We start from the raw sequence: 22,081 nt of genomic DNA, 5'->3' as shown, positions 1-22,081 counted from the left end.
CTTCGGCGCGCGGCGCGCGGTGCTCTCAGTAAATGTGGACAACTCGTTCGGCTCGCTCTCATGGCAGGATGAGAGCTGTCCGTGAGTCACCCGATCCCAGGAGCGTCCTCATGGCCGATTCCGCCACCGCGCAGGGCGATGATGCCCCGAAGCTGTCCGGCACCACCGTGAAGTACATGGCCAAGCGCGTGCTCAGCGAGTTCCTGCGCGACAGCGGCACGGACCAGGCCGCGAAGCTCACCTACTTCATGGTGCTGTCGATCGCTCCCACTCTGCTGGCCCTGTTCTCCCTGGCCACCTTGCTGCTGCACGGGATCAAGGATCAGATCGCCCAGCTGATCAAGGACGCCATCTCCTCCGGCGCGGGCGGCAGCGGGATGGAGGTCGGCGGCGCCGTCGAGTCCACGCTCGACTCCCTGCTGGGCTCCTCGACCGGCGGGACCGTCGCGCTGATCATCGGCATCGCGACCGCGCTGTGGTCCGCCTCGGCGTACATCAAGGCCTACGGGCGGGCCGCGAACCACATCTACGAGGTGCGCGAAGGCCGCGGTCCGATCAGGATGAACGGCACCATGCTGCTGCTCACGATCGCGATGATCCTGGGCATCCTGCTGGTGATGGTCTCGGTGCTGCTGAGCGAGTCGATCGTCGAGGGCCTGCTGGGTCCGATCGCCTCCACCATCGGCGCGGAGGGTGTGCTGGCCTTCCTGATGGAGTCGTTCCTGCCGATCTGGGCGTGGGTGAAATGGCCGGTGATCCTGGTGATCGCCTTCGCCCTGATCTCGCTGCTGTACTGGGGCGCGCCCAACGTCAAGAAGCCCTTCCGCTTCATCTCCCCGGGCGGGGTGTTCGCCATCCTGGGCATCGGCGTCGCCGCGGTCGCACTGTCGATCTACATGAGCACCGTCGCCGGCTACTCCAGCTACGGCGCGATCGGCGGCATCATGGCGGTGCTGTTCGCCCTGTGGATCATCAACATCGTGATCATCATGGGCGCTGAGGTCGACGCCGAGTACGAGCGCGTCCGCGAGCTCGCGGCCGGCAAGCCCGCCGAGGACTCCCTGGCACTGCCCCTGCGAGACGCCAGCGGCGCGGAGAAGGCGGAGGCCAAGCGCGAGAAGATCGTCGACGAGGGCCGGGACATCCGGCTGCAGAACCTCCACCACGATTCCGATGCCTACACGGGTGAGGACGCCCGGCTCACCCCCCGCCACGGCGTGCCCACGGTCGACCCGGGCTCCGACGCCTCGGGCCGCGGCACGGCCACGAAGGACGACTGAGATGTGCGGGCGCTTCGCCTTCTTTCAGGAGATCGATCCGCTGGTGGACGATCTCGGCGCCGTGGACCTCACCGATCCGCAGCTGCGCAGCCGCTGGAACATCCCTCCCACCGCCCCGATCCACGTGGTCACCGAATCGATCGACGAGGACACCGGTGAGGTGCTGCGGGCGCTGCGCATCGCGCGCTGGGGGCTGCTGCCCCCGTTCGCGAAGGAGGCCTCGTTCTCCTCCCGCACCTTCAACGCCCGCCGGGAGACCCTCGCCGAGAAGCCCAGCTTCCGCGGCAGCCTGGGCCGCTACCGGGCGATCGTCCCGATGGACGGCTACTACGAGTGGGTGCGCGACGGTGCCGGGAAGCGCAAGCAGCCCTTCTTCATCGCCCCGGCGGACGGCACCCCGCTGTACATGGCGGCGCTGGTCTCCTGGTGGAAGGGGCCGGGAGGCCACGAGGGCCCGGCCGCGAGCGAGGACGGCCGCTTCCTGCTGTCCGCCACGATCATCACCCGCCAGGCCACCGGCGACCTCGCCGAGATCCACGACCGCACCCCGGTGATGCTGCGCCGCGACCAGCTCGACCCCTGGCTCGACACCGCCATGGACGACCGCCACGCCGCCCAGGCATGGATCCTCGAGGACACCCACCTGCTCGAGGATGCGACCCTCGCCGTCCGCGAGGCGGACCCGGCGGTGGGGAAGGTCGGCAACGACGGTCCGGAGCTGCTGGAGCCCCCGCAGACCCTGCTGTGACGCGCGCCGTCTCATCCCCGGACCGGGATCCGACCGCGGTCTGACGCGCCCGGGATCCACCCCGCCGTACCCTCGGATCCATGACCGACGGCTCCGCACAGCATCCGGACGCGCCCCTGCGGCGCGCCCGGTCCCGCGACCCGTTCCGCTGGATCATCGAGAACCCCGGCACGGTCGACCTGTTCGCCTTCGGCGGCGCCGCGCTGCTGCTGCTCGTCTTCTCCCTCGCCAGCGGCGGCGTCGGCTGGTGGACGCTGTTCACGGTGCCGATGGTCGCCGCCGGGGCGCTGTGCCGGGTGCGGCCGCTGCCCGGCGTGCTCGTCATCGGCGCCCTGGCCGTGCTGCACCTGCTGGTGAACGTCCCCGTCGTCCTCGGCGACGTGATGACGTTCTACGCGATGTTCTGCGCCGTCGCCCACGGCAGATCCCTCGTGCACGGCCTGGGGATCGCCGCGGGCATGCTCGGGGTGTTCGCCCAGGCCGCCTTCTGGGCGCTCGACGCCCTGCGCTCGCCGTACGGGGGCCCGCTCGAAGCACTGGTCAGCTTCGTCGGCCTGGCGCTGGTCGGCACCATCACGATCATCGCGATCTGGGCCCTGGCCAATCTGCAGCGGGCCCGGCTGCGACAGCTCGCCCTGACCCGCGATCGGGCCGAGCAGGCGCTGCGGGAGCGGGAGCAGCGCACCGCGCTCGCCGTCGCGGACGAGCGCGCCCGCATCGCCCGCGAGATGCATGACGTGGTCGCGCACTCCCTCTCGGTGATCATCGCCCAGGCCGACGGCGGCCGCTTCATCGCCGCCCAGAAGCCCGAGCAGGCCGCCGAGGTGCTGGGCACCATCGGCGAGACCGGCCGCGCAGCGCTGGCCGACATGCGCTCCCTGCTGGGGGTGCTCCGGCAGGAGGACGAGACGAGCTTCGGCCCGCAGCCCGGCCCGGAGATGCTGCCCGAGCTCGTCGAGCGGGTGCGCGGCACGGGCCTGCAGATCGAGCTCGAGATCGACGGCTCCCTGGAGGGCCTCCCCCAGGCGCTCGGGGTCTCGGTGTTCCGCCTCGCCCAGGAGTCCCTGACCAATGTGCTCAAGCATGCCGGCCCCGGAGCGAGCGCCGTGGTGCGGGTCCATCGCGACCGGCAGCAGCTCATGATCGAGGTGAGCGACGACGGGCAGGGCACGGACCCCGACTCCGACGGGCAGGGCCACGGCCTGACCGGTATGCGCGAGAGGATGTCCGTGTTCGGCGGGAGCCTGCAGGCGGGCCCGCTGCCCTCCCACGGGTACCGGGTCCGGGCCACGGTGCCCCTGGCCCACGAGGGCGGGAGCAGCGCCCGCGACCGGCATCGTCAGGATCCACACCGAGATCGCGCCGGGAACGGGACAGATCCTGACGATCCCGCACCGCAGGCGGAGGTGGCGACGGCCCGTGCGCCCTCCGCCCCGTCGCCTCCCGCCCCTCACCTCCCAGGAGATCATCGATGACCGAGCCCCTCGACCGCCCGCTGCGCATCGCCCTGGTCGATGACCAACCGCTGGTGCGAACCGGCTTCGCGATGGTCATCGACTCCCAGGACGACATGGAGGTCGTCGCCCAGGCCTCCGACGGCGCCGCCGCCGTGGACGCACTGCGCGCCCGCACGGTCGACGTGGTGCTGATGGACGTGCGCATGCCCCGCATGGACGGGATCGAGGCGACCGCGGAGATCCTCGCCCGGGCCCCGGAGGGCAGGGCCCCGAAGATCATCGTGCTGACCACCTTCGACCTGGACGAGTACGTGGTCTCCGCGATCCGTGCCGGGGCCAGCGGCTTCCTGCTCAAGGACGCCCAGCCCGAGGACCTGCTCGGCGCCATCCGCACCGTGCATCGCGGAGACGCCGTGATCGCTCCGTCGGCCACCCGGCGGCTGCTCGAGCGCGTGGTGCAGACCCCCGAGCCGGCGCAGCAGGACGCCGCAGTCCTCGCTCCCCTCACCGACCGGGAGCGGGAGGTGCTCACACTGATGGGCCGCGGCTTCTCCAACCAGGAGATCGGGGCGGAGCTGTTCGTCGCCGAGGCGACGGTGAAGACGCACGTGGGGCGGGTGCTCGCGAAGCTCCGCGCCCGGGACCGGGTCCAGGCCGTGATCATCGCGTTCGAGACCGGCCTGGTCGCTCCGGGCTCCCGCTGACCGGTCCGCGGCGGCCGGGACCACCCCGTCAGACCACGGTATGACGCGTGCGGACCCGGAATCGGACTCCCGTCCCCCGACGCACGACCACAGGGGGATCCCTCCCCGCCGGAGCCCGGGGAGCATGGCAGATGACCAGCACACCCACTCATGAAGGACTCCCGATGACCACCGCACCCCTGGCCGCTCCCCCGACCTCCGAGGGCGACCGCGCAGCCGCCCTCGTCGCCCGGGACGTGACCCGCCGCTACGGCACCGGCGCCGGCACCGTCACCGCACTCGATGCAGTGGACCTGGACATCGCCCGGGGCGCCTTCACCGCGATCATGGGCCCCTCCGGCTCCGGGAAGTCCACGCTCCTGCACGTGCTGGCCGGCCTGGACTCGGTCGACGGCGGGTCGATCACGCTGGAGGGCACCGAGATCACCGGCCTGGGCGACGACGCGCTGACCCGGCTGCGCCGCGAACGGATCGGCTTCGTCTTCCAGTCCTTCAACCTGCTGCCGATGCTGAGCGCCGAGCAGAACATCCTCCTGCCCCTCGAGCTCGCCGGCTCCCGGGTGGACCGCGCCTGGCTGGACACCCTCACCTCCGCCTTCGGCATCGCCGACCGGCTCACCCACCTGCCCTCACAGCTCTCCGGCGGCCAGATCCAGCGCGTCGCGATCGCCCGCGCCCTGGTGACCTCCCCGGCCGTCGTCTTCGCCGACGAGCCCACCGGCAATCTCGATTCCCGGACCACCGAGGAGGTGCTCGACTTCCTGCGGCTCTCGGTCGACGAGTTCGGCCAGACCGTCGTCATGGTCACCCACGAGCGCGACGCCGCCGAGCGGGCCGACCGCATCGTCACCCTGGCCGACGGTCGGATCGCGAGCGACGAGCACCTGCGAGGACAGCGCTGATGGCCCGCCGCAGCCCCGTGAAGCTCACCCCGCTGCGACGCCATGTCGCCGCCGCCCTCACCATCGCCCTGTCCTGCGCCTTCGTCGCCGTGATGCTGCTGGCCGGGAACCTCGTCCAGGCCTCGCTGCGCTCCGACGCCGCCCAGCAGTTCGACGGCGCCGATCTCGAGATCACCCGCGAGCTGACCGAGGAGGACCGGGCATCGCGCAGCCCCCTGCCCGCCCCGCAGATCGAGGGCGCCGACGCGGTCTGGCCCGAGCCCGGCACCTATCTCGCCCTCGGCTCCGAGGAGGCGGAGGCGTTCCTCCGGGTCACCATGCAGCCCCCGGGCGAGGCCCCGGATCTCGCCGCAGGCGCTCCTGCCGCCGACGGCTCCGAGGTGGTCCTGGATCAGAGCGCCGCGGACTCCCTCGACGTGGGCCTCGGGGACTCCGTCACCCTGCCTGCCGACTTCTCGCCCGACGGGGAGGAGCATCCCCTGACCGTGGTGGGCATCGCCCCCGCCCCCGAGGGAGCCGTCTTCGGGGCGACGCCCCGAGTGCTGGTGGGCGAGGCGAACGCGGAGGCGCTGCTGGGCCCGGGGGCCGGCACCCTCACCGACACCTGGTTCGCCTCCGTCCCCGAGGGCGCCGACCCGGCCGCGATCGCCGAGCGCGCCGACGGCACGGACGGGCTGTCCGTGCGCACCACCGAGGCGGCCGAGCAGGAGGCGGCCGAGTCCATGCTGCAGGGATTCGCCGCGCTGGGCCTGGTGCTCGCCGTCTTCGTGGTGATCGCTCTGTTCACCAGCGCCGTGGTCATCGCCAACACCTTCGCGGTGACCATCGCCCAGCGCACCCGCTCGCTGGCTCTGCTGCGCACCCTGGGCGCCACCCGCTCGCAGGTGCGCGGCGTGGTGCTGCGCGAGTCTCTCGTGGTCGGGCTGCTCGGCGCGGTGGCCGGCATGCTCGGCGGTCACCTGCTGGCGCAGGCGGCGCTGGCCGCGGCCGCCGGGATCGGCTGGCTCGACGGCGTGATGATCGTGCCGGTCAGCCTGCTCTCTGTGCTGGTGCCGGTGGTCACCGGCGTGCTGATCACGCTGCTGGCGAGCCTCGCGCCGATGCGGGCGGCGACCCGGGTGGCCCCGCTGCAGGCGCTGCGCCCGGTGCCCCCGGCCCGGCGTCACGGGCTCGGCGTGCAGGGCGTGGCCGGGCTGGCCGCCGTCGTGCTCGGGATCGCGGCCCTGGCGGCGGGAACGGGACTCGCGCTGTCCGGCCGTGCCACGCCCGGGATCCTCGCCGCGATGTTCGGCGGAGTGGTCAGCTTCACCGGTGTCCTGCTGACGCTGGTCGTGCTCACCCGTCCGCTGTCGGCACTGCTCGCGAGGATCGTCGGCCGCCTCGGCGGGCTGCCCGCCCGGATCGCCGGCGCGAACGTGGCCCGCAATCCGCGACGCAGCGCCGCCACCATCGCCGCCCTGCTGATCGGGACCACCCTGATGACGATGATGGCCGTCGGTGCCCGCACCGCCGAGGCGACCCTCACCTCCGAGCTGGACTCCCGGCGCCCCATCGACCTGGTGATCAGCACGGGAGAGATGCCGCAGGACGCGCCTGAGCAGATCGCCGCGATCGCCGGCATGGACTCGGCCCATGCCTCCGCCCGCGGAGACATCGACGTGGGGGTGCCCGAGCCGATGACCCTGTACTCCGTCACCCCCGAGGCGCTCCGGGAGACCTCGCACCGCCCCGAGATGGCCGAGGAGCTCAGCGACGGGGTGGTGTTGCTGGGCCAGGAGCGCGCCGAGCGCTTCGGGCTGGAGGACGGCCAGGTGCTCGAGATCCCGGGGGCCGACGGCTCGCTGCACGAGCTGCGGGTCCAGGTCGACGCGAACCTGCAGATGTCGATGGTCACCCCTGCCACGCTCGAGGACCTCCTGGGAGCGCAGACCCGTCCCGTGGTGCTCGCGGACTTCGCGGACCGCGGCAGCGAGGCCCGCGAAGGCGTCGACCTCCGCGAGATCATGAGCGCGGTCGGTGAGGTCACCGCCGGCAGCGGCTACTCCGAGGTGTCGCTGGTCGCCGGCGGTGCCGAGCGGGAGTCCTACGGGCAGATCCTCGCCGTCCTGCTGGGCATCACGGTCGGGCTCCTGGCGGTCGCCGTGCTGGTGGCGCTGGTCGGTGTGGCCAACACGCTCAGCCTGGGCGTCATCGAACGCACCGGCGAGAACGCCCTGCTGCGGGCGCTGGGCACCACCCGTCGGCAGATGCGGGCGATGCTCGGCTGGGAAGGGATCCTGCTGGCCCTGGTCGGTGCGGTGCTGGGTCTCGCCCTCGGCAGCCTGTACGGGGTGCTCGGGATCAACGCCCTGCTGGGCTCGACCTTCCCCGTCTCGATCACGATCCCGTGGGTCCAGCTCGGCCTGGTGCTGGTGCTCGCGGTGCTGGCCGGCGCGCTGGCCTCGGTGCTGCCGGGACGCACGGCCGCGCGCACCGCACCCGCCGCAGCCCTGGCCGACGCCGAGTGACGTCCCTGCCATCGCTCCCGCCGTGGCGGCGCAGCCGGCCGGGATGAGCTCGGCCGGGACGACGACGGGCCCCGCACCGGAATTCCCCGGTGCGGGGCCCGTCGCGCAGTCGGCGGGAGCGGGAGGCTCAGGCCTCCCCTCCCGGCAGCGGCGTGGAGCGCACCAATCGGGTCAGCAGCACGAACAGCACGGTGGCCAGCAGCAGCGCGAGCGCACCCTGCCAGTACAGTCCGCCCCGCAGCAGGCTCGCCCCGATCAGTCCCTGGAACAGCTGCCAGGTGATGCCGAATCCCAGACCGAAGCGTCCCTTCGCGAGGATCGAGCGCGCAGCCACCCCGAGGCCGAGGGCGAACAGGAGCAGGAACATCCCCAGCCCGATGCCGAACCGCGCATCGAGGATCCCTCCGGAGACGCCGATGAAGCAGTAGGTCGCCGTGGCAGCGAGCAGCAGCGCCTCGACGGAGAGCAGCGCGGCGACCGGGGTCCGGCTGCGCGGGCCGGGGTCCTCGGCATCGACGGCGCGCGCGGAGGATCGGGATTCGGAGGGCATGGTGGCACTGTAGCGGCCCCCGAGGCTCCCCGCCGACGTGCCTCGACAGTCGGATGACAAGCACCTTCCGTCGCAGGACGCAACGCCTTCGTGCCCGGCATCACGGCACGTACGCGTCCGGATCAGCAGGTGTGGGAAGTGCCACCAGGCTTGCGCATCCAGACCCTTGTCGACGCCGCGACCGCCCCACAGAATGGATGTCGGCTCGCCTCGCCGGCGGTCACCGCGGAGATCTCATGCTCCCGGTGCTGCGGCATCGAGCCGGAGACCCGAGAACGCCCCCTGTGGGAGCGACCCTCGCCGCGTCGCGCCCCACGGGGTGAGGTGCGGCGTCCTGGAAAGAGAGAGTGACGATGGACTGGCGCCACCGTGCCGAGTGCCTCAACCATGATCCCGAGCTGTTCTTCCCGATCGGGAACACCGGACCGGCGATCACACAGATCCAGGAGGCGAAGGCGGTATGCCAGAAGTGCGACGTCATGACGGCGTGCCTCAAGTTCGCCCTCGAGTCCGGCCAGGACTCCGGGGTCTGGGGCGGCCTGTCCGAGGATGAGCGCCGCTCCCTCAAGCGCCGCAACGCCCGCGCCCGCCGCGCCGGCTGATCCGTCCCCCGCGGCGATGCGTGACATCGCCGCGGCGCCGCGGGCCCTCCCCCGGGAGCCCGGCCCTCCCGGGCGGGCTCAGATCGTGAGCGGGTCCAGGTAGACCTCGACCATCGCGCGGGTCCCGCCGTCGTCGAGGCTGTCCCAGGTGAGCGTCCCGCCCAGCTGTCCCTGCACCAGCGTCAGCGCGATATTGGTGCCCAGCCCGGTCGGCTTGGCCGCCCCCATCCCTCTGCCGTCATCCTCGATCGAGATGAGCAGGTGGGAGCCGGTGCGCTCGCTGTGGATGGTGAGCGTGCCGCCGGTCTCCGAGAGACCGTGCTCGACGGCGTTGGTGGCCAGCTCGGTGACGACCAGTGCCAGCGGTGTCGCCTCCTCCGCCCGGATCGATCCGACCCGTCCGGTCTTCCGGGTGCGCACCTCGACCTGGGCATCGGCCAGCCGCGGGGTCCCCGCTCGATGCACCGTCGCGCTCGCGGCGTCGACAGCGAGCCGCAGGCACCGGTCGATCACCTCGTCGAAGTGCACCGCCTCCTGGGAGCCCTGCAGCAGCGACTCGTGGACCAGCGCGATCGTCGAGACCCTGCGCATCGCTTCGGCCAGCGCCTCGCGCGCCTCGTCGGTCTTCATCCGCCGTGACTGCATCCGCAGCAGCGCAGCCACCGTCTGCAGGTTGTTCTTGACCCGGTGGTGGACCTCGCGGATCGTCGCGTCCTTGGTGATGAGCTCCCGCTCCCGGCGACGCAGCTCGGTCACGTCACGCACCAGGATCACCGCGCCGGTGCGCCCGTCCCGATCCGTCAGCGGTACCGCGCGCAGCGACAGCGTGCCGCCGCGGGCCTGCATGTCCGAGCGCCAGGCCGCCCGGCCCATCAGCACCAGGGGGAGGGATTCGTCGACCGGGCTGCGGGACTGCAGCACCTCGGTGGAGAGCTCGGCGAGCGTGATGCCCTCCATGTCCCCCTCGATGCCGAAGCGGTGGAAGGCCGAGATCGCGTTCGGAGAGATCCAGCGGACCACCCCCGCCTCGTCGAGCTCCACCACGCCGTCGCCGACGCGCGGGGCCCCGCGGCGGGGCGGGATCGGCGCGCCCTCGATGGGGAACGCCCCGGTCTCCAGCATCCGCAGCAGACGGCCCCCGAGACGACGCTTCTGGGTCTCGCTGTGGGAGGTGCGGCTGTCGTCATCCGGGTGCTCCGCCGCCAGGACGGCGAGGGTGCGACCGTTCTTGCGCACGGGGATCAGGAGACCGGTCGCGGTGCGTCCCTCGCGTTCGATGGCGGTGGGGCGGTGGTGCGGCTCCCCTCCGGCCAACAGCCGCGTGACCTCGGTGCCCTCCACGCCGTCATCGCTCAGGCTGCCCACCGGGTCCTCGTAGTAGACGGTGGAGCCGGTGGCGGGGCGGCAGTGCGCCACGGCCAGGGCGCCCTCCTCCTCCTGGATCCACAGCACGAGGTCGGCGCGCAGCAGGTCGGAGAGCAGGTTCCAGTCACCGATCAGGTGCTGCAACCAATCGGCCTCCTTCTCGGAGAGACCACGGTTGTCGGCGAGGAACTTGGACAGGCTCGGCATGGAGACAGGATAGAGGCCGGGGCCGACTGCTCTGCGCCCGTCCCACGGGAGGGCGTCGGCTCGGGCTCCTCTGCCCTAGGCTGAGCGCGAACAGTTCCGAGGAAGGACCAGGATGAAGCTTCGCGAGACGTTGACCCTCCCGCTGTCGGCCGCCGGTGCGGCGGCGATGTACGCCGATCCGGAGTACACCGCGATCCGTCGCTCGACCCTCGGGGCCACCCGGGCGGAGTCGTCCCTCGAGGGGGATCCCGCCGGTGCCTTCACCGTCCGGACCGAGCTGTCGATGCCCACGGATCGAGTGCCGGACATGGTGCGGCCCTTCGTCGGCTCCTCGGTGACCATCCACGAGAAGCAGAGCTGGTCCGCTCCCGAGGCCGACGGCGGCCGGAAGGGCACGACGACCCTCGAGGTCGCGGGCACCCCGGCCGGTCTCACGGGTTCGCTGCGCCTGCTCCCCGACGGGGAGTCGCGCAGCAGTGTCGAGATCGACGGAGACCTGGTCGCGAAGGTCCCCCTGCTGGGACCCAGGCTGGAGAAGGCCGCCGTGCCGTACGTCTCCACGGTGCTGCGCGCCGAGGAGCGGTCCGCCCGGACGTATGTGGAGTCCCACGCCGACTGAGCGGCGGCCCGGGGCCTCCGGCTCAGGCTGTCGGCGCGCTGTCGCGGAAGGCGAGGGCATCCTGTCCCTCACCGGCATCGAACCACAACAGCGCCGGGTCCGTGTCGTCCTTCTCCGCCGCCCACCTGTCCTGCTCGGTGACGTGGAAGCTGGCGATCTTCGCGGAGCGGCGCTCGCGCAGCCGGATCCCGAATGCGCCTCCGTCCTCGGTCGCCGCGGCGAGGACGCCGTCGGACACGTCCGCGGCGATCACGAGCGCCCTCGCCGCGTCCTCGGCACCCGTGAAGGCGACATGCACCGCATCCTGCATCGCCTCGTACTCGAGATCCTCCTCGTCCTGGCCGGGACGGTCCGCGCTCGCCTCCGCCGTGACCGCCCAGGCCACGCGACCCGCGTCGAGGTCGACGAGCCTGCGCCCCTCCTGGAGCGCCGGTCGGTCCTGTGCCATCAGCGGGAGATAGATCCTCATGGCACCATCCTCTCACCGGCTCCCCGGGGCGGCCTGCGCAGGTGCGGTCCTCGAGGCTCCCGCTGGGTCCTCGCCCTGGACCGCGGGGGACGCAGCGAGGTCGCGGAGGCCTCGGCGCAGCGCGGAGCGGGGCGCGGATTCCGACAGCAGCGCCCCGTCCCAGGCCGCAGTGCGGCAGGCGACCGGATCATCCGGGAGCAGGGTCAGGGAGTCCAGCGGCAGTCGTGAGCCGATCAGTTCCCGCAGCCGGTCCCCCGGCACGGGGGCACCCACCCGGTTGACGATGACGTGGAGCTCGCTCACCCCGAGCTCCGCCAGCCGGGCCTGATCGCGCAGCAGCCGCGTGATGCTCACCGGATCGGCCGTGACCACGGCGATCACCGCGTCCGCCACCTCGAGAGCGCTGATCGCCGCGGCGTTCCGCTGCGGGGCGGCGGTGTCGTAGCTGAGCTCCTCATCCTCTTCCAGCACGGCAGCGACGTCGGCGATGACCAGTTCCCCGCGACGTGCCAGGGCTCCCCAGACCCCCTCGAGCGTGGTGCGTCGCAGCTCTGCCCAGCGCCCGGGGACACCGATCCCGCTGAGCAGCCGCAGCCGCGGCTGGACCAGCGGCAGGAGCGAGTCCATGGTCTCCTCGTCGAGCGTGTCGCGGTCATGGGCGCGTGCGGCGGCCACCAGCCCGGGAGCTTCGTCGAGCACACCCAGCATCTGGCTCTGGGCCGGGCCGTAGGTGTCGGCGTCCACCAAGGTCGTCTCCCGACCGGCCGCCGCGGCCTCGGCCGCGAGGTTCACCGCGATCGTCGAACGGCCCGGTGCACCCACGGGACCCCACACCGCGATCAGTCGACCCTGCGCGCCCGGCTCAGCGGTCTGCGCCTCCTGGACCCAGGCTTCGGTGTCCTCCTGCTCTCCGAGCACCGCCGCCTCGACCGCGGCGAGGATCTCGTCGACCGGAGCGTCGACGGGCACCATGTGGCGCAGGCCCAGCGACGTGCTCTCCGGAGCATCCGCCGGCCGCATCCCCACGACGGCGGCGTCGCGGATCATCGCCGCGAGCACATCCCGCCCCAGCCCGCGGACGGTGACGTCGAGTAGGACCACGTCGCCGATGCCGGCAGCGGTGACCGCGAGCGTCTCGGCCAGATCCGCGCAGCGGCGCACCACCCTCGCAACGGGATGCCGGTCCGTCGCGAGGTCATGGACGATCCGCACCTCGTCACTGCCGGAGGCGCACAGGACGATGTCGATCACGGTGCGACCCCGTGAGCCCCGGGAATCCCGATCACGTCCAGCCGCTCGTCCTGGGACAGCACCTCGAGCACCTCGTCGAGACGGTCGCTGGGCACCAGCACCTCGACCGACATCTCCTGCATGCCGAGCGAGCTGCCCTCGTCGATACGGCGCACGACCGCATCGGGAACCAGCAGCCGGGCCTGTGCGTCTGCGCCCTCCTCGCCGGCCGGAGCGGTGTGCCACAGCTCCACCGTCGCCCCCGGCACCACGGACTCGGCCACCGACGCTTCGACCGGGATCACCACCGGCCGCAGCGGCACCTCGGCCGACTGGCCGATCGCGGACATCGGCACCAGCTCACCCGGCCGGATCGTGCGCAGGGCCACGGCGCCCTCGGGGACCGCCTCCACGGTGCCGACGTAGTGGTCCGTCTGCTCGCCGAGCCGCAGCTCGACCACCATCAGATCCTCGGCGCTGATCGCATCGCCGGGCACGATCGCCGACCGGGCGACCAGCACCGCGGTGGTCTCCGACAATCGCGAGACCAGCACGGCCCCCATCAGCACGCTCGCCACGACGAGGACGATGCCGACGATCAGCCGCGGGTCCTTCCATCGCGGCGTGCGCAGTCTCATCATCGCTGCGGTGGCCCCCACTGTCAGCTCCTCCCCGTCGCCCGGCCGCTATGACCCGGATCTGAGGGGAGGCTACGTCAGCTCGAGCCGTGATGGGCGGGAAGAACGGCATTGTGGAGAACTTCGACCCTCCGGCTCGGAGCCGGCGGACGGGGCCCGCCGTCCACAGTCGCGACACCGGTGCCGGGCAGTGATGAGAGACTGTCGGCATCATCCCCCAGGTGTGAACCGACCGGAAGGACCGTCGATGCCGCCACGTTTCGTGCCGCTCAGCGATGTCGCGGAGATGCTCTCGATCTCGGCCTCCCAGGCATACGCCCTGGTGCGGTCCGGGGAGCTGCGGGCGATCAAGGTCGGCGGCCGCGGTCAGTGGCGGGTGGAGACCACGGAGATCGAGTCGTACATCCAGCGCAGCTACAAGGCCACGGCGAACTACCTCGAGGAGGAGCACCGCCGGGAGCGCGCGAGGGCCGACGGGAACGGCTGACCTCTCTGCAGCGCGGGAGGCACCGGCGCGCAGTCCGTGCGTCGGTTCAGCCCAGCTGCACGACCCGCAGTGCCGAGAGCGCCACGGTGATCCGTGCGGAGCCCGGCACCGGGGACGACTCCCCCGTCGGCAGTGAACGGATGTCCAGCGCATCGGCACCGACGGCGGCGATCCGTCCGGTCAGGGCGCCACCGGACGTCTCCAGGCGCACCACGCTGCGGTCCCGTGCGAGCTCGCGCAGGATGGAGCCGAGTCCCCGCGGGGAGCTCGGGGGATCCTCGGCGAGTCGTGCTCGGGAGGGCAGCCCCTCCGCCATCACGACCGCGGACAGCGGAACCACCGCGCTGCGAGCGCCACCCTTCGCGGCGAGGGCGATCCACTCCGTCGCCACCTCCCGCACCGTGCCGGTCACTCGCACAGAGGCGCCGAGGTGCAGCGTCACCCGGTGTCCCTGGGCGCCCCGGAACCGGTCGGCGAGGGTCAGCTGCGCCTGTTCGGCACGGGTGAGGTCCTCGGAGACCGCCCGCACCTCTTCCTGCTGATGATGGGCGAACTGGCCCTCGAGGTCCTCGAAGATCCGCTCGAATCGCATGGCTCCACTGTAGGCCGCCGGGCTCGGCGCGAGACCGGCGGCGACCGCTCCTCCCCACCGCGGCTCCGTCCACACGATGCCGAGATCCCATTGCGAAGTACGTCACATGCGACTACTTTGCCTCTACAGGCAGTCGATCTCATCAAACTGCATCAAACGACATCTGAACGTGCGGTCATCACGGCCGGCACGGGCAGAGCACGATCTCCAGGGGGATCCATGCGCGACGCTTCTTCGACACCGGCCGCGCCCATGCCTGGAGCGAGCCTGCTGGGCGGGGTGATCGCCGCTGCCGGGGCTCTGGCCATGGGGGCGTCGATCCGTTCTCTGCGCGATCTGGCGCAGACCTCCCACGGGCACGAGATCCTGATCGTCTGGGTGCTCCTCGGCCTCGCCTGTCTCGGTGCTCTGCTCTGCCTCCACCTCACCCTCATCTGGGTTCTGGCGGCGGCGATCATGCTGGCCGGGCCGGCGAGCCGCACGGGTGCTGCGCTGCTGGGCCCGCTGCGGGTCCTCGCTCCCCGCCTGGCCCGTCGCCTCGCGAGCGGGGCGGCGGTCGCGACCGCCGCCACCGCTTTGACACTCGCTCCCGGAATGGCGAGCTCGGACCAGCTCACCACCGATCAGGAGCCGAGCGCGCTCCCGGTCACCCGGAGCGCTGAGCTGCTCTCGACCGAAGCGCCACCGACCGATCCCGCCCCGGAGGCCGCGGCCCCGGTCAGCGGCGGGCCGGGGACGGGGGATGCGAGCTCCGGCGCTCCCCTGCCCCCGCTCGGCTGGGGCGGCGGGCCGTCACCGGCGGCGACCGACGGCGTCGTCACGACGGCTCCGGACGCCGGCGCCTCAGGCCGGGACATCTCCGACTCCGACCCGGACGGTCCGCCGCCCGCACCGGTGCGCACCGTCGTCGTCCATCAGGGCGACAGCCTGTGGAGCATCTCGGACGGGCTGCTGGGGCCGGGAGCATCCGATCCTGCGCAGATCGCCGCCACCTGGCCGCTCCTGCACGAGACCAATCGGGACGTGATCGGTGATGACCCCGATCGTCTCCGTCCCGGCCAACAGCTCACCGTTCCCGCCGCAATGACCACCCAGGACATGCCATGACCACCACTGATCAGCGCCCCGCGCATTCCGCCGCCCACGCCACCGCCCCGGACGATCCCCGCACGGTCGAGCCGCTGGTGGCTCCCGTCGCCAGACGCGCTGTGGAGATCATCCGCGATATGCGTCCCGAGAACTCCCTGGCCCGGCTCATCACCCCGGAGGTGGGGCAGCAGCTGGCGCGGCGCGCCGCCCTGACCCGCAGGCTGCGGGCCACCACCGGCTACGCGCCGCCGCGTCAGCTGAGCGTGACCGGTGTGCGCCTGTGCGTGGTCAACGCGCATACGGTCGAAGCCAGCTGCGTGCTGCGCGAGCCCGATCGGGCACGGTTCCTCGCCATGCGCTGGGAGCTCCGCCACACGGGCTGGCGAGTGACGGTGCTGGAGATCGGCTGACTCAGCGCCGCCGACGCTGCTTGCGTCGCTGGGCCCGGTTCTGCCCGGACCCCTGGGGGGCGCCGTCGGGCTTGTCCTGCACCGTGTCGTGCGCCGCACCGTCCGCGGCCTCACCCTGATGATGACGAGCGTGATGACGGCGCTGGGCCCGTGACATCGTCGAGGCGTCCTGGACCCCGCTGCCCTCGGCGGAGGTGTACCTCAGCTGCTGCCCCGCCGGGCCGTCGTCCAGACCCTTCGCACGCAGCGTCACCGAGTTCTCCTGCGCGAGCTGATCGACCGCCTCGTCCTCGGAGCTGTCCGCCGTCTCCCCGCCCACATCGTCGCCTTCGGTCGCCGACGTGCCGTCCTGCGCGACGGGATCCCCGGTCGCGACGGTCTCAGCCTTCGCGCCCGCAGCCTTCGCGCCCGCGTCGGTCGTCGTGACCGCTCCGGCACCGTCGGAGTCCTTCGTCGTCGTGGCCGCGGCGCCCGCCGCGAGCGCGCCACGGGCAGACGTGCCCGCGCCGCGCAGGAGATCGCTGACGGCCCTGGGCACCACCGGTTCAGTCTTCTCCACCTGGACCTCGAGGTGGTAGACGTAGCCGACCACGTCCTCCTTCACCCCGGCCATCATGTCGTTGAACATGAGGTGTCCCTCGCGCTCGTACTCGATGAGCGGGTCGCGCTGGGCCATCGCCCGCAGGCCGATGCCCTCCTTGAGGTAGTCCATCTCGTAGAGGTGCTCGCGCCAGCGCCGGTCCAGGACCGACAGGAGGACACGACGCTGCAGCTGCCGCAGCCCCTCCTCGCCGATCTCCTCGCGACGCTGCTCGTAGGCCACGCGCGCGTCCGCCAGGATCTCCTCCTTGAGGACTCCCGCCTCGAGGTTCTCCTTGCCGCCCACCTCCTCGATGAGCTCCTCGGCGGTCAGCGAGATCGGGTACGCCGGGCGCAGGGCGCCCCAGAGCTCCTCGAGGTCGACGTCCTCCGCGGGCCTGCCCTTGGTATGGGCATCGACGGTGCCGCCGATGACCTCGTCGACGAAGCGTTCGATGTGCTCCTCGAGCTCCTCGCCCTCGAGGATCCGAGCGCGCTCCTCGTAGAACTTCTTGCGCTGCTTGGTCAGCACGTCGTCGTACTTCAGGACGTTCTTGCGGATCTCGGCGTTGCGGGACTCGATCGAGTTCTGCGCCCGCTGGATCGCGCCGGAGACCATCCGGCCGGTCAGCGGGATCGACTCGTCGACGCCGCCGCGGGCCAGCAGCGACTCCGCCGCCCCCGAGTTGAACAGCCGCATCAGATCATCCTGGAGCGAGAGGTAGAAACGGGACTCGCCCGGGTCGCCCTGACGGCCGGAGCGGCCGCGCAGCTGATTGTCGATGCGACGGGACTCGTGCCGCTCCGTGCCCAGCACGTACAGGCCGCCCAGCTGGACCACCTCGTCATGCTGCTCGGCCACTGCGTCCTTGGCCCGCTCGAGCTCCTCGTCCCAGGCGGCCTCGTAGGCCTCCTGGTCCTCCTCGGAATCCAGGCCCCGCTTCTCGAGCTCCGCATGGGCCATGAACTCGACGTTGCCGCCGAGCATGATGTCCGTGCCGCGCCCGGCCATGTTCGTCGCCACGGTGACGGCGCCCTTGGCCCCGGCCATCGCGACGATCGCTGCTTCCCCGGCGTGGTTCTTCGCGTTGAGCACCTCGTGCTCCACGCCCTGGGCCGTCAGCAGCTTGCCCAGGTACTCGGACTTCTCGACGCTGGTGGTGCCCACCAGCACCGGCTGGCCCTTCTCGTGCCGTTCGACGATGTCCTCGACGACGGCGTCGAACTTCGCCTTCTCCGTGCGGTAGATGCGGTCGGCCTCGTCCGCGCGCTGCATCGGCTTGTGCGTGGGGATCGGCACCACGCCCAGGTCGTAGGTGTTCATGAACTCGGCGGCCTCGGTCTCGGCGGTGCCGGTCATGCCGGAGAGCTTCTCGTAGAGCTTGAAGTAGTTCTGGAGGGTGATCGTGGCGAGGGTCTGGTTCTCGGCCTTGATCTTCACCCCCTCCTTGGCCTCGATCGCCTGGTGCATGCCCTCGTTGTAGCGGCGCCCGGCGAGGATGCGGCCCGTGTGCTCATCGACGATCATCACCTCGCCGTTGAGGACCACATAGTCCTTGTCGCTCTTGAACAGCTCCTTCGCCTTGATGGCGTTGTTGAGGAAACCGATCAGCGGAGTGTTCAGCGACTCGTACAGGTTGTCGATGCCGAGGTGGTCCTCCACGGTGTCGATGCCGGCCTCGAGCACGCCGACGGTGCGCTTCTTCTCGTCGACCTCGTAGTCGCGGTCCTTGCGCAGGAGCTTGACGACCTTCGCGAACTCGCTGAACCACTTGTTGGCGTCCCCCGAGCCGGGACCGGAGATGATCAGCGGGGTGCGGGCCTCGTCGATGAGGATCGAGTCGACCTCGTCGACGATCGCGAAGAAGTGACCGCGCTGGACCCGCTCCTGGGGCTTGAGCGACATGTTGTCGCGGAGGTAGTCGAAGCCGAACTCGTTGTTGGTGCCGTAGGTGATGTCCGCGGCGTACTCCTCGCGACGCTCCGCCGGAGTCATCCCCGACTTGATGACACCGGTGGTCAGGCCCAGGAAACGGAACACCCGGCCCATCAGGTCGCTCTGGTAGCCGGCGAGGTAGTCGTTGACCGTGATGATGTGGACGCCCTTGCCGGCCAGCGCGTTGAGATAGGCCGGCAGCGTGGCGACCAGGGTCTTGCCCTCACCGGTCTTCATCTCGGCGATGCGTCCGCGGTGCAGCGCCGTGCCGCCCATGATCTGCACGTCATAGGGGCGCTGTCCCAGGGTGCGCTGGGCTGCCTCGCGCACCGCGGCGAAGGCCTCGACCAGGATGTCGTCGAGGGTCTCGCCGTCCTCGAGCCGCTTCTTGAAGTGGTCCGTCTCGGCGCGGAGCTCATCATCGGTGAGCTCCGTGAAGACGTCCTCTGCCTCCCCCACTCGCTGGGCGATGGCTTCGAGCCTGCGCAGTTCCCGGCCTTCGCCGGCGCGCAGGATCTTGTCGAAGAGGTTGACCACTCGTGCTCCCGTAGATCGCGTGTCCGCCCTCGTGGACGGCTGGTGCCTGACCCATCGTATGCGTCACCGTCCGCATTGGTGACCACCTGCGCGCATCGTCACCCGGTGTCGGCTCCCCGGTGCGCGAACTCCGCCAGCGCGGCCGAGAGATCTCCCGTCCCCGACCCGGTGAGGACCTCGACCTCCTCCAGGCCCTGCCAGCGGGCGGCGCGCCACAGCTCGGCCGCGAGCGCCTCGGCGATCGCGGCATCCTGCGGACGCTGCCGGGCAGGCAGGTGCGGCAGCGGCTCCCGGTAGGTGCCCCGCACCTCGAGCACGCCGCGCACACGGTCCGCGCGCAGATCCACGCGTGCCGGGAACACGTCCCCGAGCAGGAACAGCAGGGCGTAGTAGCCGGTGGTGCGCTGCGCGGCAGGGGTGTAGATGCCGATGCGGTACTCCACGTCGAACAGGCGCGCGAGCCGCGGACGATGGAAGACGAGCGGGTCGAATGGGCTGACCAGGGCGGCGACCCGGAGCGGGGCAGGCGCCGGGGCGTCCCGGTGCAGCAGCATCGTGCGTGCTCCTGTGGGATGGGAGACCTCGACCTCCCGCAGCTCGCCCTGGGCGAGCAGCTCCCGGACCGCGGGCGCGACGGTCCGCACCCGGAGACGGAAGTAGTCCGCGAGGGAACCGATCTCGGCGATGCCCAGGGAGCGGGCCGCCCGCTCGACGAGCTCGCGGATCGACGCGGCCTCGTCCTGGGCGGGGAGGCCGTCCGGTCCGGGATGCTCGTCCGCGGGCAGGGAGTACAGGCGCTCGAACTGCGAGGAGCGACCCACGCAGTCGAGCTCCCCGGTGCGGAAGAGGTGCTCCACCGCCCATTGGGTGTCGGTGCGGCGCCACCCCCATCCCTCGCCGCGCTCGGTGTCCCCCAGATGCCTGGAGACGGCGGCGGCGCTGGCGGGGCCGATGTCCGCCACCACCTCCCGCACCTGCGGGAGCAGCTGCGGGGAGGACGCGGTGATCTCCCGCAGCGCGCCCGAGTCCTGTGCGGACATGGCGCGACGGAAGGCCAGCAGTCGATGGATCTCCGGGGTGATGTACGCGGCCTCGTGGGCGAGCCCCTCCCGCAGGCTGCGTCGCTGTCCGGGGCGCACGGCACGCTCGAGCACGGAGGGGTCCCAGCGGCCGGTGCGCGTGAACACGGGGAGGTGGTGGGCCCGCGCGAACACGTTCACCGAGTCGATCTGGAGCAGATGGGTCCGCTCCACCGTGCGGGCGAGGGCGCGGCGGCTGGTGGCGGGCGTCGGCGGGTCGCTGCGGCGGGCGCGCCCCATGCCCTGTGCCCGCAGGGCGATCCGGCGCGCGCGGCTCCAGGTGAGGGTCGAGCTCGTCGGTGCTGGGCTCATCGACGCGGTGCTCCTGTCGGGTCGGCACGACGAGGGGCGGGAGGAGGCTCTCGCGCTCCTCCCGCCCCGCTCCGTCGTGGGAGGTCAGGCGGTCAGCTCGGACTCGAGCTCGATGACTCCGTAGTTCCATCCCTTGCGGCGATAGACCACTTTCGGGTGGCCGGATTCGGCGTCGACGAAGAGGAAGAAGTCGTGCCCCACGAGCTCCATCCGGTTCAGCGCGTCCTCGATGCTCATCGGCTTGGCAGGGTGCTTCTTCTTCCGGATCACGACAGGACTGCCGGCGTCCGCCAGATCGATCTCGTTGCCGCCGGGGGCCTCTTCCGGCTCGTCCGCGGGCTCCGGAGACGTCTCCTGGAGCGCGGCGGGAACTTCCTGATCCGCGGGCATCGTGCGCAGGCTCGCTCCCGCACCCTGGTGCGCACGGTCGCGGCCCCGACGTCGATCCTTGCGGCGGTCACGGGCGCGCCGGAGACGTTCGAGGAGTTTGCCGTAGGCGATGTCCAGCGCCCCGTAGAGATCGTCCGCACGCGCCTCGGAACGGATCACGGAGCCGTTCTCGTGCACGGTGAGCTCGACCCGGTCGCTGAGCTCAGTCTGCCTGGGGTTCTTCTCCTGTGAGATCTCGACGTCCACGCGGAGAGCCGCGGGGGCGAACTGGGTGACCTTGTCGAGCTTGTCGATGAGATGACGACGGAATCGATCCGGGACGTCCATGTGACGTCCGACGACATTGATCTCCATGAGTGGGTTCTCCTCCTATCAGGATGCGGCCGCTCTGAGCCCGGCCGCGATGGCTCTTCGGCTGGGTGTCGCACCTCCTGTGGAAGGGGGTCCCGCCCTGATGTGGCGAGTCACACAAGCATGCCACGATTCGCTGGAAGTTTTCTGTCCGTTCGTCCGCTGATCCGCGGCGGCCCGCCGCTCAGGCGGTGGTGTCGGGTCCGGTGGGCGGGGGCGGGATACGTGCCGCCGCGACCACCACCGCGCCGAGCACCTGCAGGCCTGCGGTGGTGAGGGCCTCGTGCATCCCGCGCAGGGTGGCGCCGGTGGTGACGACGTCGTCGACGATGATCACCGGTTCCGACCGCCGACCGGCGGCCCGCGCCCGCCGGCCCGACAGGTGGATGCGGCGGGCCCGCCGCTGGCGGGCCCCCTGTCCGTCCTGAGCTGTCGTGGGCCGGGTGCGCAGCAGCAGGGCATGCCCGGTGTCGGTGCGTTCGAGCGCACGCACCAGCTCCGCGGTGTGGTCCTCGCCGCGCCGCAGCCGGGCGCTGCGCCGGGAGGGCACCGGGACCAGTCCGGGAGCGGCGACGTCGGCGGCCGCGGCGAGCTGGGCGACGGCGGGGGCCAGCGCCGGGGCGATCCGCGCCCCGAGATGCAGCATCCCGCCGTTCTTCCAGGCCAGCACCAGGCGCTGCAGATTCCCGCCGTACTCCCCGAGGGCGAGCACCGGCAGCAGCGGGCTGTGGTCCACCCCGGCGGGCAGGACGAGCCCGTCGTGGTGCTCCTCGCGGACCCGGGCGGCGGCGAGCACCTGCAGGGCGTCGCAGCTGCTCTCGACCCGGAGGGGCGCCGCCTCCAGCAGGGTCGCGCACTGCGCGCACAGCCAGGTCCCCTCCTGGCCGCAGGGGCACTGCCGCGGAGCGACCAGCGCGCAGGTCTGGGCGATCACCTCGCGCAGCCGCGGCCTCGGTCCTCCGTGCGCTGCCATCCCCGGATCTCAGCACATCGTGGAGGCGCCGTGGTCAGGACGAGGGTCCCTGTGGACGGCCCGATGGC

The 22,081-nt window shown here is 71.7% G+C and carries 21 protein-coding genes; 11 read left to right on the top strand and 10 right to left on the bottom strand.

Annotated elements, in window-relative coordinates; translation table 11 throughout:
* Nucleotides 1–110: 110 nt before the first annotated feature.
* The 6 genes from CFK38_RS08730 (at nt 111) to CFK38_RS08705 (ending at nt 7,598) form a co-directional block, all read left to right on the top strand.
* Nucleotides 111–1,280 (top strand): YihY/virulence factor BrkB family protein, encoded by a 1,170-nt coding sequence (locus CFK38_RS08730; RefSeq protein ID WP_096802724.1) that lies wholly within the window; start codon nt 111–113, stop codon nt 1,278–1,280.
* Nucleotide 1,281: 1 nt separating this feature from the next.
* Nucleotides 1,282–2,028, top strand: a complete 747-nt coding sequence (locus CFK38_RS08725; RefSeq protein WP_096802723.1) for an SOS response-associated peptidase — start codon at nt 1,282–1,284, stop codon at nt 2,026–2,028.
* Nucleotides 2,029–2,108: 80 nt separating this feature from the next.
* A complete protein-coding gene (locus CFK38_RS08720) occupies nt 2,109–3,503 on the top strand; it encodes a sensor histidine kinase (protein WP_096802722.1) in 1,395 nt (464 codons plus the stop codon).
* Entirely contained in the window at nt 3,500–4,189 is a 690-nt protein-coding gene (locus CFK38_RS08715; RefSeq protein ID WP_096802721.1) for a response regulator, read from the top strand. The genes CFK38_RS08720 and CFK38_RS08715 overlap by 4 nt, the downstream gene beginning before the upstream one ends.
* Nucleotides 4,190–4,353: 164 nt before the next feature.
* Nucleotides 4,354–5,091 (top strand): ABC transporter ATP-binding protein, encoded by a 738-nt coding sequence (locus CFK38_RS08710; RefSeq protein WP_096802720.1) that lies wholly within the window; start codon nt 4,354–4,356, stop codon nt 5,089–5,091.
* On the top strand, nt 5,091–7,598 hold the full coding sequence (locus CFK38_RS08705; RefSeq protein WP_096802719.1) for an ABC transporter permease: 2,508 nt from the start codon (nt 5,091–5,093) through the stop codon (nt 7,596–7,598). Before CFK38_RS08710 ends, CFK38_RS08705 begins: the two co-directional genes overlap by 1 nt.
* Nucleotides 7,599–7,725: 127 nt before the next feature.
* Here the strand turns inward: CFK38_RS08705 and CFK38_RS08700 are convergent, their stop codons facing one another.
* Complete coding sequence (locus CFK38_RS08700; RefSeq protein ID WP_096802718.1) at nt 7,726–8,148, bottom strand: hypothetical protein; 423 nt, start codon at nt 8,146–8,148, stop codon at nt 7,726–7,728.
* Between the two features lie 353 nt (nt 8,149–8,501).
* Here CFK38_RS08700 and CFK38_RS08695 point away from each other — a divergent pair, with 353 nt between their 5' ends.
* Nucleotides 8,502–8,750: a WhiB family transcriptional regulator gene (locus CFK38_RS08695; RefSeq protein WP_015776066.1), complete on the top strand. Its 249-nt coding sequence runs from the start codon at nt 8,502–8,504 to the stop codon at nt 8,748–8,750.
* Between the two features lie 78 nt (nt 8,751–8,828).
* Here the strand turns inward: CFK38_RS08695 and CFK38_RS08690 are convergent, their stop codons facing one another.
* Nucleotides 8,829–10,322 carry a sensor histidine kinase gene (locus CFK38_RS08690; RefSeq protein ID WP_096802717.1) on the bottom strand — a complete coding sequence of 498 codons (1,494 nt, stop codon included), beginning with the start codon at nt 10,320–10,322 and terminating at the stop codon, nt 8,829–8,831.
* A 112-nt stretch (nt 10,323–10,434) separates the two neighbouring features.
* Between CFK38_RS08690 and CFK38_RS08685 the strand changes: the two genes are divergently transcribed.
* Entirely contained in the window at nt 10,435–10,941 is a 507-nt protein-coding gene (locus CFK38_RS08685; protein ID WP_096802716.1) for a DUF2505 domain-containing protein, read from the top strand.
* A 22-nt stretch (nt 10,942–10,963) separates the two neighbouring features.
* On the opposite strand, the gene CFK38_RS08680 is transcribed toward CFK38_RS08685, so the two are convergent.
* From CFK38_RS08680 to CFK38_RS08670, 3 genes are read right to left on the bottom strand one after another with little or no spacing between them, the layout of a single operon-like run.
* Nucleotides 10,964–11,410 carry a DUF6912 family protein gene (locus CFK38_RS08680; protein ID WP_096802715.1) on the bottom strand — a complete coding sequence of 149 codons (447 nt, stop codon included), beginning with the start codon at nt 11,408–11,410 and terminating at the stop codon, nt 10,964–10,966.
* Nucleotides 11,411–11,422: 12 nt separating this feature from the next.
* The gene (locus tag CFK38_RS08675) at nt 11,423–12,661 is read right to left on the bottom strand and encodes a CpaE/TadZ family protein (RefSeq protein ID WP_096802714.1); all 1,239 of its coding nucleotides are present in this window, start codon (nt 12,659–12,661) and stop codon (nt 11,423–11,425) included.
* Nucleotides 12,658–13,299 carry an SAF domain-containing protein gene (locus CFK38_RS08670; RefSeq protein WP_096802713.1) on the bottom strand — a complete coding sequence of 214 codons (642 nt, stop codon included), beginning with the start codon at nt 13,297–13,299 and terminating at the stop codon, nt 12,658–12,660. Before CFK38_RS08670 ends, CFK38_RS08675 begins: the two co-directional genes overlap by 4 nt.
* Before the next feature lie 226 nt (nt 13,300–13,525).
* Between CFK38_RS08670 and CFK38_RS08665 the strand changes: the two genes are divergently transcribed.
* Nucleotides 13,526–13,765, top strand: coding sequence for a helix-turn-helix domain-containing protein (locus tag CFK38_RS08665; RefSeq protein WP_096802712.1), 240 nt, complete (start codon nt 13,526–13,528; stop codon nt 13,763–13,765).
* A 46-nt stretch (nt 13,766–13,811) separates the two neighbouring features.
* On the opposite strand, the gene CFK38_RS08660 is transcribed toward CFK38_RS08665, so the two are convergent.
* On the bottom strand, nt 13,812–14,357 hold the full coding sequence (locus tag CFK38_RS08660) for a hypothetical protein (protein ID WP_096802711.1): 546 nt from the start codon (nt 14,355–14,357) through the stop codon (nt 13,812–13,814).
* Between the two features lie 252 nt (nt 14,358–14,609).
* Between CFK38_RS08660 and CFK38_RS08655 the strand changes: the two genes are divergently transcribed.
* Both CFK38_RS08655 and CFK38_RS08650 read left to right on the top strand, forming a co-directional pair.
* Nucleotides 14,610–15,464 carry a LysM peptidoglycan-binding domain-containing protein gene (locus tag CFK38_RS08655; protein WP_157773421.1) on the top strand — a complete coding sequence of 285 codons (855 nt, stop codon included), beginning with the start codon at nt 14,610–14,612 and terminating at the stop codon, nt 15,462–15,464.
* Nucleotides 15,461–15,856, top strand: coding sequence for an Rv3235 family protein (locus CFK38_RS08650; protein ID WP_096802709.1), 396 nt, complete (start codon nt 15,461–15,463; stop codon nt 15,854–15,856). Before CFK38_RS08655 ends, CFK38_RS08650 begins: the two co-directional genes overlap by 4 nt.
* Before the next feature lies 1 nt (nt 15,857).
* On the opposite strand, the gene secA is transcribed toward CFK38_RS08650, so the two are convergent.
* From secA to CFK38_RS08630, 4 genes are all read right to left on the bottom strand, one after another.
* Complete coding sequence (gene secA, locus CFK38_RS08645; RefSeq protein WP_096802708.1) at nt 15,858–18,908, bottom strand: preprotein translocase subunit SecA; 3,051 nt, start codon at nt 18,906–18,908, stop codon at nt 15,858–15,860.
* Nucleotides 18,909–19,006: 98 nt separating this feature from the next.
* Nucleotides 19,007–20,299, bottom strand: coding sequence for a winged helix-turn-helix domain-containing protein (locus CFK38_RS08640; RefSeq protein WP_096802707.1), 1,293 nt, complete (start codon nt 20,297–20,299; stop codon nt 19,007–19,009).
* Nucleotides 20,300–20,383: 84 nt separating this feature from the next.
* Nucleotides 20,384–21,043 (bottom strand): ribosome hibernation-promoting factor, HPF/YfiA family, encoded by a 660-nt coding sequence (hpf, locus tag CFK38_RS08635; protein WP_096802706.1) that lies wholly within the window; start codon nt 21,041–21,043, stop codon nt 20,384–20,386.
* 181 nt (nt 21,044–21,224) lie between these two features.
* A complete protein-coding gene (locus CFK38_RS08630) occupies nt 21,225–22,013 on the bottom strand; it encodes a ComF family protein (RefSeq protein WP_096802705.1) in 789 nt (262 codons plus the stop codon).
* Nucleotides 22,014–22,081 lie beyond the last annotated feature (68 nt).

Source organism: Brachybacterium vulturis, assembly GCF_002407185.1.
Lineage (GTDB): Bacteria > Actinomycetota > Actinomycetes > Actinomycetales > Dermabacteraceae > Brachybacterium > Brachybacterium vulturis.
Note: the sequence above shows the minus strand (reverse complement) of the source record. Positions and strands in the feature narration are given on the sequence as shown.